Source organism: Streptomyces sp. GC420, from assembly GCF_009916105.1.
Classification (GTDB): domain Bacteria; phylum Actinomycetota; class Actinomycetes; order Streptomycetales; family Streptomycetaceae; genus Streptomyces.
Genome location: NZ_JAAAXQ010000290.1, coordinates 1 through 10,870, shown reverse-complemented (window position 1 = coordinate 10,870; position 10,870 = coordinate 1). Strand labels below are relative to the sequence as shown.

The 10,870-nt window shown below is 70.9% G+C and carries 12 protein-coding genes and 3 tRNA genes; 3 read left to right on the top strand and 12 right to left on the bottom strand.

Annotated elements, in window-relative coordinates:
• Positions 1-640: 640 nt before the first annotated feature.
• From GUY61_RS28075 to GUY61_RS28050, 6 genes are all read right to left on the bottom strand, one after another.
• Complete coding sequence (locus tag GUY61_RS28075) at positions 641-1,150, bottom strand: hypothetical protein (protein WP_166633054.1); 510 nt, start codon at positions 1,148-1,150, stop codon at positions 641-643.
• A 166-nt stretch (positions 1,151-1,316) separates the two neighbouring features.
• Entirely contained in the window at positions 1,317-2,042 is a 726-nt protein-coding gene (gene rplA, locus GUY61_RS28070; protein WP_166633053.1) for a 50S ribosomal protein L1, read from the bottom strand.
• 83 nt (positions 2,043-2,125) lie between these two features.
• Positions 2,126-2,560 (bottom strand): 50S ribosomal protein L11, encoded by a 435-nt coding sequence (gene rplK, locus GUY61_RS28065; RefSeq protein ID WP_166633052.1) that lies wholly within the window; start codon positions 2,558-2,560, stop codon positions 2,126-2,128.
• A 178-nt stretch (positions 2,561-2,738) separates the two neighbouring features.
• The gene (gene nusG, locus GUY61_RS28060) at positions 2,739-3,605 is read right to left on the bottom strand and encodes a transcription termination/antitermination protein NusG (RefSeq protein ID WP_166633051.1); all 867 of its coding nucleotides are present in this window, start codon (positions 3,603-3,605) and stop codon (positions 2,739-2,741) included.
• A 73-nt stretch (positions 3,606-3,678) separates the two neighbouring features.
• Positions 3,679-3,966: a preprotein translocase subunit SecE gene (secE, locus tag GUY61_RS28055; protein WP_166633050.1), complete on the bottom strand. Its 288-nt coding sequence runs from the start codon at positions 3,964-3,966 to the stop codon at positions 3,679-3,681.
• A 111-nt stretch (positions 3,967-4,077) separates the two neighbouring features.
• Positions 4,078-4,150 (bottom strand) — tRNA-Trp (locus GUY61_RS28050).
• A gap of 227 nt (positions 4,151-4,377) precedes the next feature.
• Between GUY61_RS28050 and GUY61_RS28045 the strand changes: the two genes are divergently transcribed.
• From GUY61_RS28045 to GUY61_RS28035, 3 genes are all read left to right on the top strand, one after another.
• On the top strand, positions 4,378-5,613 hold the full coding sequence (locus tag GUY61_RS28045) for a pyridoxal phosphate-dependent aminotransferase (protein ID WP_166633049.1): 1,236 nt from the start codon (positions 4,378-4,380) through the stop codon (positions 5,611-5,613).
• A gap of 236 nt (positions 5,614-5,849) precedes the next feature.
• Positions 5,850-6,917, top strand: coding sequence for an adenosine deaminase (locus GUY61_RS28040; RefSeq protein ID WP_166633048.1), 1,068 nt, complete (start codon positions 5,850-5,852; stop codon positions 6,915-6,917).
• Between the two features lie 313 nt (positions 6,918-7,230).
• Positions 7,231-7,863, top strand: coding sequence for an NAD(P)-dependent oxidoreductase (locus GUY61_RS28035; protein ID WP_166633047.1), 633 nt, complete (start codon positions 7,231-7,233; stop codon positions 7,861-7,863).
• Positions 7,864-8,054: 191 nt separating this feature from the next.
• On the opposite strand, the gene GUY61_RS28030 is transcribed toward GUY61_RS28035, so the two are convergent.
• The 6 genes from GUY61_RS28030 to GUY61_RS28005 form a co-directional block, all read right to left on the bottom strand.
• A complete protein-coding gene (locus GUY61_RS28030) occupies positions 8,055-9,110 on the bottom strand; it encodes a UDP-N-acetylmuramate dehydrogenase (protein WP_166633046.1) in 1,056 nt (351 codons plus the stop codon).
• Between the two features lie 231 nt (positions 9,111-9,341).
• Positions 9,342-9,770 carry a MaoC family dehydratase gene (locus tag GUY61_RS28025; RefSeq protein ID WP_166633045.1) on the bottom strand — a complete coding sequence of 143 codons (429 nt, stop codon included), beginning with the start codon at positions 9,768-9,770 and terminating at the stop codon, positions 9,342-9,344.
• Entirely contained in the window at positions 9,770-10,222 is a 453-nt protein-coding gene (locus tag GUY61_RS28020) for a MaoC family dehydratase N-terminal domain-containing protein (protein ID WP_166633044.1), read from the bottom strand. The genes GUY61_RS28025 and GUY61_RS28020 overlap by 1 nt, the downstream gene beginning before the upstream one ends.
• 130 nt (positions 10,223-10,352) lie before the next feature.
• Positions 10,353-10,517, bottom strand: a complete 165-nt coding sequence (gene rpmG / locus GUY61_RS28015; protein WP_004571794.1) for a 50S ribosomal protein L33 — start codon at positions 10,515-10,517, stop codon at positions 10,353-10,355.
• Between the two features lie 90 nt (positions 10,518-10,607).
• Positions 10,608-10,680: transfer RNA gene (locus GUY61_RS28010), tRNA-Met, on the bottom strand.
• Positions 10,681-10,727: 47 nt separating this feature from the next.
• Positions 10,728-10,800, bottom strand: a tRNA-Thr gene (locus GUY61_RS28005).
• Between the last annotated feature and the right edge of the window lie 70 nt (positions 10,801-10,870).

The window sequence follows — 10,870 nt, the reverse complement described above, 5'->3', positions numbered from 1 at the left end:
GACGGGGGTCCGGCCCGCCCCCGCCGCCCCCGCCGGGCCGGCGGGGCGGCCGCTGCCGTCACCGCCCGCCGATGTCGGCGGCACGGTCCCCGGTCCTCCGGACACCCTCCCGGACGTCGGGGACCGGCACCGCCGCCGGGCCCTCCACGCGGCCCCGTGGGCCGCAGGCCCGGTACCACTCGCTGCCGGGGGCCGGCCGCCCCCGGCCGCCGTTGCCGGCGGCGCCGGGCCGCCCCGGCCTCTCCCCCGGCCTCTCTCGGCCGTCGGACCCGCCCCGGGCGGCCGGCCGTCGCAGGCGGGCCCTCAGCCACGGCGTGTGGTGCGGACGCCCCACCGGCCGGGGCCGCCGGGTCTCCCCCGGGCCCGGCGTCGCGGGGGCAGACGGTGACGTCGCTCGTCGGGGCGTCCTCGGCGAGGCCTTCCCGGCCCTTGAAGCGCTCGCGGGGACCCTTCAGGAGCCCGGGGCCAAGCTGCTCGACACGACCGCCCGTTGTGGCCCTGCTGGGGCGGCACCGTGACGTTGCGGGGGCGTCAGCGGGAACGACGGAGCCGTAGGGGCGGACCACAGCCTCGGAGGCGCCCGGTCCCATGGCGAGGGCCAAGCCCTTCACCGTCACCCCAGCGAGACTCCCGCGGGCCGTCAGCCGCCCGCACCGGCCAGCTCCTCGAAGCCGACGGTATCGGAGGCCGCGGGTTCCTCGGCGGAGACCGGTGTGCCGTAGTCGGAGTAGTGGACGGTGGAGGAGAAGCCACCGCCCGCCGTCTCGCCCCTCTCGGTCTTCCTCACCAGCAGATCGCGTTCGTCGACCCAGATGTCGATCCGCTCGGTGGTCAGCCCGGCCCGCTCGAGCTGCTTCCTCAGGGCGGCCGACTGCTCCTCGTCGAGTTCCCACGACGACCGGGCGAGCTCCGCCACGTCCGCCGTGCCCGAGCAGTGCACGGTCTTCACCCCGCGCACCTGCTCCTCGCCGACCCGCTTCACGTCGCCCGAGGCCAGCAGCAGTCTCACCGACTGGTTCGGCGTGCTGTTCCGCAGCTGGTCCTTCATCACCTCGCCGGACGGCCCGGCGAGCTCGGCCAGCGCGTCGTACTCGTACTTGATCCAGTGCCTGCCGTCGAGTCGTGAGGCGAAGGCTCCCCGGAACTCCATCCGCCCCACCCGTTCCGCATCAGATTCGCCAAGAACCGTAGCGCAGGGCTCCGACGGCGCACATATGCAAATACGCCGGGCCCCGCCCCCTTGTTCAGAGGGGCGGGGCCCGGCGTCGGTTGCCCGGACGTCCTCACGGACTGAGCGAACCCGCGGCCGTCGTCGCTCAGACGGCGGCCGGGTCCTCCTCGACCAGGAGGTTGCGGGTGCGGTTCGGGTCGACCGGGATGCCGGGGCCCATCGTGGTGCTGATGGTCGCCTTCTTGACGTACCGGCCCTTCGCGGCGGACGGCTTCAGACGGAGGATCTCCTCCAGCGCGGCGCCGTAGTTCTCCACCAGCTTGGTCTCGTCGAACGAGGTCTTGCCGATGATGAAGTGCAGGTTCGAGTGCTTGTCGACGCGGAACTCGATCTTGCCGCCCTTGATGTCGGTGACAGCCTTGGCGACGTCCGGGGTAACAGTGCCGGTCTTGGGGTTCGGCATGAGACCACGGGGACCGAGCACACGGCCGAGGCGGCCGACCTTGCCCATGAGGTCCGGGGTGGCGACGACGGCGTCGAAGTCCAGACGGCCCTTCGACACCTCGTCGATGAGCTCGTCGGCGCCGACGATGTCGGCGCCCGCGGCACGCGCGGCCTCGGCACGGTCACCGGTCGCGAAGACCAGGACCCGGGCGGTCTTGCCGGTGCCGTGCGGGAGGTTCACGGTGCCGCGGACCATCTGGTCGGCCTTGCGCGGGTCGACACCCAGGCGGAAGGCGACCTCGACGGTGCCGTCGAACTTGGTCGTGGAGGTCTCCTTGGCGAGACGGACCGCCTCGAGCGGGGCGTACTGGCGCTCCCGGTCGATCTTGCTGTCCGCAGCGCGGAGAGACTTGCTGCGCTTGCTCACTGCTGCTCCTGATGTGTTCTAAAGGAGTCGTGGTGCGGGCCGAGCAGGCCCTTCCACGGGTATGGCTACGGGACTGGTGGGGCTCAGCCCTCGACCGTGATGCCCATCGAACGGGCGGTGCCGGCGATGATCTTCGACGCGGCGTCCAGGTCGTTGGCGTTCAGGTCGGGCAGCTTGACCGTGGCGATCTCGCGCACCTGCTCGGCGGTGAGCTTGGCGACCTTGGTCTTGTGCGGCTCGCCGGAGCCCTTGTCCACGCCCGCGGCCTTGAGGATCAGCTTGGCGGCCGGCGGAGTCTTGGTGATGAAGGTGAAGGAACGGTCCTCGTAGACCGTGATCTCCACCGGCACGACCATGCCACGCTGCGACTCGGTCGCGGCGTTGTAGGCCTTGCAGAACTCCATGATGTTGACGCCGTGCTGACCCAGTGCGGGGCCGACCGGCGGGGCCGGGTTGGCCGCACCGGCATTGATCTGGAGCTTGATCAGCCCCGTGACCTTCTTCTTCTTGGGAGGCATTGCTCTCTCCGGGTCCTAGTGAGAGTGTTCCGCCGCCGAACCGGATCATCCGGATGGAGGCATACCGCACAACGATAACGGGTATGACTGTGCGGCCAAAAACCGAGCAGGTCAGACGGCCCGTGAGGGTCCGTCCGACCTGTTCGGAGGCATGTGCTCCAGAAGCGCCCCGTAAGGGTCAGTTCTTCTGGATCTGGTCGAAGCTCAGCTCGACCGGGGTCTCGCGGCCGAAGATCTCGACGAGGCCCTTGACCTTCTTCGAGTCGGCGTTGATCTCGTTGATGGTCGCCTGCAGCGTGGCGAACGGGCCGTCCGTGACGGTGACGGAGTCGCCCACCTCGAAGTCCAGGACCTGGACCTCCATCTTGCGCTGCGGCACCGGCTTGCCCTCGGCCTCGGCGGCCTCGCGGGCGGCCTTCGCCTCGGCCTCCGGGGCGAGCATCTTGACGATCTCGTCCAGGGTCAGCGGGTAGGGGTCGTAGGCGTTGCCCACGAAGCCTGTGACACCCGGCGTGTTGCGGACCACGCCCCAGGATTCGTTCGTCAGGTCCATGCGGACCAGGACGTAGCCCGGAAGCTTGTTCTGCTTGACGTTCTTCCGCTCACCGTTCTTGATCTGGACGATCTCTTCCTCGGGCACCTCGGCCTGGTAGATGAAGTCCTCGACGTTGAGCGAAACGGCGCGCTGCTCCAGGTTGGCCTTCACGCGCTTCTCGTAGCCGGCGTAGGTGTGGATGACGTACCACTCGCCGGGAAGCGTACGGAGCTCCTGGCGCAGTGCCTCGACGGGGTCGACCGGCTCGGCCGGGACCTCTTCGCCGGCTTCCGCACCCTCGACCCCGGCCTCGGCGTCGGCGGACTCTTCGGACTCGTCCTCGCCGGACACCGTCTCCTCGTGGAGCGCGGCCTCCTCGGCGGGGGTGCCCGCAGCGTCGTCGGCAGCCTCGGCCTGGTCGGGCTCCTCGGCGTCCGCCGCTTCGACGATGTCGAGCTCGGTCTCTTCGGACTCGAAGTCGATGGCGTCGTTCAGGTTCGGGTCAGACACGGTGGCTGCTTCTTCCTGGGTACATATGGGTGGAACATGCGAAAGGGGCGCCTTGCGGCGCCCTTACGCGGGATCAGCCGAAGACGTACTTGATGGCTTCCTGGAATCCATAGTCAATCACGGTCACCAGACCGATCATGATGACAACGAAGACAATCACCACGGTGGTGTACGTCGTCAGCTGGCTCCGAGTCGGCCAGACGACCTTGCGCAGCTCCGCGACGATCTGGCGGTAGAACAGCGCGAGACGGCCCAGAGGGCCCTTCTTGCCGCGCTTGCCACCCTTGCGAGCCCTCTTCTTCGACTCGGGGGTCTGGTCCTCGGCATCAGGCATGTCGATGGAGCCCAGGGCGTCCGTCACTCGTCCTCACCTGATTCCGGGTCGTGGCCGTGCCGCGCCCGGTGGAGCCGCACGGCGGGTGCAATTGCAGTACGTACATGCGCACACATCCTGGCGAAGAGGTGTGTGTAGCAGGGCCGGAGGGACTTGAACCCCCAACCGCTGGTTTTGGAGACCAGTGCTCTACCAATTGAGCTACGACCCTTTGTGTCCACCCCAACCTACCGCATTCACCCGGGTGCACGGAGTGCCCGGTGATCGCGTGTCAGTTGAAGGCCAACGACGACAGAGTGTACGTGTTCAAGGGCCGGGCGTCGAACAGGATCCCCTCAAGATCCCCGTCGAATCGTCCGGCGCGCCCGCGTACTCCCTTCGTACCGCCTTGTGAAACCGGTGTGCCGCGCCGGTTACAGGTCTGCGAGCATGGCGTTCATGAGCGCTGCAACTCCTCCCATTCCGCCCACCGAGCGCCGGGTCTCCGCCCGCATCGGCGCGATCTCCGAGTCCGCGACCCTCGCCGTCGACGCCAAGGCAAAGGCCCTCAAGGCCGCCGGGCGCCCGGTGATCGGCTTCGGCGCCGGCGAGCCCGACTTCCCGACGCCCGACTACATCGTCGAGGCCGCGATCGAGGCCTGCCGCAACCCGAAGTTCCACCGCTACACGCCGGCCGGCGGGCTGCCCGAGCTCAAGGCCGCCATCGCCGCCAAGACGCTCCGCGACTCCGGCTACGAGGTCGAGGCCTCCCAGGTGCTCGTCACCAACGGCGGCAAGCAGGCCATCTACGAGGCCTTCGCCGCGATCCTGGACCCGGGCGACGAGGTCATCGTCCCGGCGCCGTACTGGACGACCTACCCCGAGTCGATCCGGCTCGCGGGCGGCGTGCCGGTCCCGGTGGTCGCCGACGAGACCACGGGCTACCGCGTCTCCGTGGAACAGCTGGAGGCCGCCCGCACCGAGAAGACGAAGGTGCTGCTCTTCGTCTCCCCGTCCAACCCGACCGGCGCCGTCTACAGCCGCGAGGACGCGGAGGCCATCGGCCGCTGGGCGGTCGAGCACGGCCTGTGGGTGCTGACCGACGAGATCTACGAGCACCTTGTCTACGGCGACGCCCGGTTCACGTCGCTGCCGGCGGTCCTGCCCGAGCTGCGTGACAAGTGCATCGTGGTCAACGGTGTCGCCAAGACGTACGCCATGACCGGCTGGCGGGTGGGATGGCTCATCGGCCCCAAGGACGTCGTCAAGGCCGCCACGAACCTCCAGTCGCACGCCACGTCGAACGTGAGCAACGTCGCCCAGGCCGCGGCCCTCGCCGCCGTCTCCGGCGACCTGTCGGCCGTGGACGAGATGAAGACGGCCTTCGACCGCCGCCGGAAGACGATCGTCCGGATGCTCAACGAGATCGAGGGCGTGGTCTGCCCGGAGCCCGAGGGCGCCTTCTACGCGTACCCGTCGGTGAAGGCCCTGCTCGGCAAGGAGATCCGCGGCAAGCGCCCGCAGGACTCGGTCGAGCTGGCCGCGCTGATCCTGGACGAGGCCGAGGTCGCCGTCGTCCCGGGTGAGGCCTTCGGCACCCCGGGTTATCTGCGGCTGTCCTATGCGCTGGGCGACGAGGACCTCGTCGAGGGCGTCTCGCGGATCCAGAAGCTGCTCGCGGAGGCCCGCGACTGATCCCGTGCGCCGCGTGAGCGGGTCCCCGGCGGCCCGGTGGGCCGGGAGCCGGGGACCCGCTTACGCGTTCAGGCACGCGCTCGTTCGGCGAACTCCGCCGTCCCGCCCGCACTTCTGCGGCAAGATCCGAGGTGACTCCGCCCCAAAGGGCTTCCCACCCGGACGTCGAGACGACCTCGTGGGCCCTGCCCCGCACCTCACGGCACACCGCGGAGTGTCACCATCACGGAGCGCCCATGAATGCCGTTCGCGACATCCGGCAACTGCCGAAAGCCCATCTTCACCTGCACTTCACCGGTTCGATGCGGTCGTCCACCCTGCTCGAACTCGCCGACAAGTACGGCGTCCACCTGCCCGACGCGCTGACCGGCGGCGAACCCCCGCAGCTGCGGGCGACCGACGAGCGCGGCTGGTTCCGCTTCCAGCGGCTGTACGACATCGCGCGCTCCTGCCTCAGGGAGCCCGAGGACATCCAGCGACTGGTGCGCGAGGCCGCCGAGGAGGACGTCGGCGACGGCTCGGGCTGGCTGGAGATCCAGGTCGACCCCACGTCGTACGCACCGAGGCTGGGCGGTCTGATCCCGGCGCTGGAGATCATCCTGGACGCGGTGGAGACCGCCTCGCGGGACACCGGGCTCGGAATGCGGGTGCTGGTCGCGGCGAACCGCATGAAGCACCCGCTGGACGCGCGCACGCTCGCGCGGCTGGCCGTGCGGTACGCCGAACGGGGCGTGGTCGGCTTCGGGCTGTCCAACGACGAACGCCGGGGCATGGCGAGGGACTTCGACCGGGCCTTCGCGATCGCCAGGGAGGGCGGGCTGCTGGCGGCCCCGCACGGCGGGGAGCTGTCGGGGCCCGCGTCGGTGCGGGACTGCCTGGACGACCTCGACGCAGCGCGGATCGGGCACGGGGTGCGGGCGGCCGAGGACCCGCGGCTGCTGCGCCGGCTCGCCGAGCGCGGTGTGACCTGCGAGGTCTGCCCGGCCTCCAACGTGGCGCTCGGGGTGTACGAGAGGCACGAGGACGTACCGCTGCGCACGCTCTTCGAGGCCGGGGTTCCCCTGGCGCTGGGAGCGGACGACCCGCTGCTGTTCGGCTCCCGGCTCGCGGCGCAGTACGAGATCGCCCGCCGCCACCACGCGTTCACCGACGCCGAACTGGCCGAGCTGGCCAGGCAGTCCGTTCGCGGTTCGGCGGCGCCGGACGGGGTGAAGGCCAAACTGCTCGCCGGGATCGCCGACTGGCTGGCCGGGCCGCCGGGCGGTCTTTCGGGCGCTCTTCCGGGCACCCGGAGCACCGCCTGACCGCCCCGGGCACCGCCTGACCGCCCCGGGCACCGCCTGACCGCCCCGGGCACCGCCTGACCGCCCGGCGGCCCGGCCGCTCCGCCGGTGCCCCGCCGTGTAGCCGACCCGCCGTGCGGCGTTCGGACAGGCGGTGAGGACTTTGCACGGCACGAGCACATGCGGCCGGGGACCGGTCCCGCGCGGCCCTCGATGTGCACTCCGGCACCGCTTCGGGCGGGGGCCCGTGACGTTCTCCGGGCGGACTCGACCGGGAAGCGAGCGGGGACTGCTAGGGGTGACTCAAACACTTACTCACCCAGGGAGGTGCGCCGTGGATCTCACCGTCTTCGGAGCGACGGGCGGCGTCGGCCGGGAGATCGTCCGCCAGGCCCTGACGGCGGGCCACCGTGTCACCGCCGTGGTCCGCGACCCCGCCCGGCTCCCCGTCACCGGTGAACGGCTCCAGGTGGTCACCGCGGGGCTCGGCGATCCGGGGCCACTGCGGCAGGCGGTCGCCGGGCGGGACGCCGTGCTGTCGGGGGTCGGGCCGAGCGGCCCCCGGGCGGCGGGCATCGCCGCGTCCGCCACGCGGAGCATCCTGGGCGCGATGGAGGCGGAGGGCGTACGCCGGTTCGTCGCGGTGAGCGCCGCGCCTCTCGGGCCCGTGCCGGAGAACGAGACCGTCCTTCTGCGGCTCCTCACCCCCGTCGTCTCCCGGGTCCTGCGGAAGGTCTACGACGATCTCCGGGAGATGGAGGACGAGATGCGGCGCAGCGCCGCGGAATGGACGGCCGTGCGGCCGCCGCGGCTGACGGACGCGCCCCTCACCGGGGTGTACCGCCGGGCGGTCGACGCCAATCCGCGTGGCGGCCGGCGGATCGGCAGGGCCGACGTGGCCCACGCGATGCTGGCGGCGGTGGACGATCCGGCGACGGTGGGGCGGGCGCTCGGCATCGCGTACTGAACGCGGGCGCCCCGTCACGTACCGGGGCCGGGGCCCGGGGCGCTGAGCACGGGCCGCTCAGCGAGCCCGCGCCGCCCGGCGGGTACGGGCCGCTCGGCGGGGACCGGCCGAGCGGCGGGTACGGGCCGCGGGACGGGTACGGGACCGGCAACCGCTACGGGCCGGACCGGGCGGGCCGCTCGATGCGGCCGTCAGAGCGTCACCCCGACCGTCACCGGCTCATTGACGAGGGTGATCCCGAAGGCCTCCCGCACCCCGGCGACGACCTCGCGGGCCAGCGCGAGCAGGTCCTCGGTGGTGGCGGAGCCCCGGTTGGTCAGGGCGAGCGTGTGCTTGGTCGAGATGCGGGCGGGGCCGGCGCCGTAGCCCTTCACGAATCCCGCCTTGTCGATCAGCCAGGCCGCGGAGGTCTTGGTGCGTCCCTCCCCCGCAGGATAGGCCGGAGGGGTGACGTCCGCGCCGAGCCGTTCCCCCACGCGGGTGAGGAAGGCGGCGTACTCCGCCTCCGTGAGAACGGGGTTGGTGAAGAAGGACCCCGCCGACCAGGTGTCGTGGTCCTCGGGGTCGAGCACCATGCCCTTCCCCGCGCGCAGCTTCAGCACCGTCTCGCGGGCGGTGGCGGCCGGGACCCGGTCGCCGGGCGCGACGCCCAGGGCGCGGGCCGTCTCCGCGTACTTGAGGGGGGCGGAGAGCCCGCCCGCGTCCTCCAGTCCGAAGCGGACCCGGAGGACGACGAAGCGGTCCGGGTCCTCCTTGAAGCGACTGTGGCGGTAGGAGAACGCGCAGCCGGCGTTCGGGACGGTGACGGTCTCGCCCGTACGGCGGTCGTAGGCGACGACCTCGGTGATCGTGCTCGCCACCTCCTGCCCGTACGCCCCGACGTTCTGGATCGGCGTCGCGCCCGCCGAGCCGGGAATGCCGGCCAGGCACTCGATGCCGGCCAGCCCCGCCTCGACGGTCCTTGCGACCGCGTCGGTCCACACCTCGCCCGCCGCGAGTTCGAGCCGTGTCCCGTCGAGACGGAAGCCGGTCGTCGCGATGCGCAGGGCCGTCCCGTCGAAGCCCTTGTCCCCGATGACGAGGTTGGAGCCGCCGCCGATCACCAGCAGCGGGGTCCCGTTCTCGTCGGCCTCGCGGACGACGGCGATCACCTCGTCGTCCGTGACGGCCGTCACGAGCCGGGTGGCGGGCCCGCCGAGCCGGAAGGTGGTCAGGGGCGCGAGGGGGGCATCGTGGAGTTCCTGCACGGGCACAAGAGTACGGGCCCGCCTGCCGCGCCCTGTGCGGCGTTCGGCTCCTTGCCCCGGTCCCCCGGCGCGGCGCCGCGGACCGGACGGCCGTACGGCCGCCGTATGGCCACCGGGCCGGGGCGGGACCACATGCCCGGCGGTGCCGGGCGGGCCGGCGCACAGGGGGCACCGCGCGGATGCCCCCTGCCCACTTGCGCGGCCGGATGTGCCGGGGTGGGCGGGCGCCGGTCAGGCGAGCCGGACGACGGCGCGGGCCATGCCCAGCACCTTCAGCCCCTCGCTGGTCGCCGTGAGGTCGACGCGCACCGTCTTGTCCTCCAGCTTGGCGGCGACCTTCGCGGACACCTCGATCACCGCCCCCTTGTCGTCGTTCGGCACGACGACGGGCTTGGTGAACCGCACGCCGTACTCGACGACCGCGCCCGGGTCGCCCACCCAGTCGGTGACCACCCGGATCGCCTCGGCCATGGTGAACATGCCGTGCGCGATCACGTCGGGGAGCCCGACCTCCTTGGCGAACCTCTCGTTCCAGTGGATCGGGTTGAAGTCCCCGGAGGCTCCGGCGTACCGCACCAGCGTGGCGCGGTCCACGGGGAAGCTCCGCGCCGGCAGTTCGGTGCCGGCCTCGACCTCGTCGTAAGCGATCTTCGCTGCCATCACGCCCCCTCCGGCGCCCTGGACACGAGCTTCGTCCATGCCGTCACCACGTGCTCGCCCTGCTCGTCGTGCACCTCACCCCGGACGTCCAGGATGTCGTTGCCCGCCAGGGACTTCACGGACTCGATGGTCGAGGTCACCGAGAGCCGGTCGCCCGCGCGGACGGGGCGGGTGTACGCGAACTTCTGGTCCCCGTGCACGACGCGGCTGTAGTCGAGCCCCAGCTGCGGGTCCTCGACCACCTGGCTCGCCGCCTTGAACGTGATCGCGAACACAAAGGTCGGCGGGGCGATCACGTCGGGGTGGCCGAGGGCACGAGCGGCATCCGCGTCCGTGTACGCCGGATTCCCGTCCCCCACCGCCTCGGCGAACTCGCGGATCTTTTCCCGCCCCACCTCGTACGGCGCGGTGGGCGGATAACTCCGGCCGACGAAGGACTGGTCGAGCGCCATTGGCCCGGCACCTCCTGATTTCCGTAGCGATCAACAGTGCGATCTACAGCGACCGATCACGAACCGACGCACAGCGCATACAACGAGGCCGCCCCCGGATCGGGGACGGCCTCGTCGCTATCAGCCTGATTTATCGCGTCTCGCGGTGCGCGGTGTGCGCGTTGCAACGCGGGCAGTGCTTCTTCATCTCCAGACGATCCGGGTCGTTACGCCGGTTCTTCTTGGTGATGTAGTTCCGCTCCTTGCACTCCACGCAGGCCAGCGTGATCTTCGGGCGGACGTCGGTGGCAGCCACGTGAGTGCTCCTTGACGAACGGATGGGACAGGTTCAACGCAAGAAAGAGTAGCCGATCGAAGGACCGACCCCACAATCGGCTACTGTCAGTAGCGGTGACCGGACTTGAACCGGTGACACAGCGATTATGAGCCGCTTGCTCTACCGACTGAGCTACACCGCTTCGATGCACGATGACCTCACCCGAGGGTGAGGATCACCACACACCAGAGCCCCAATACGGAATCGAACCGTAGACCTTCTCCTTACCATGGAGACGCTCTGCCGACTGAGCTATTGGGGCGAGCGATGAAGACATTACACGCTCAGCGGCCCAAGCCCCAAATCCATATCGGGACCCCCCGGCCCGGCCT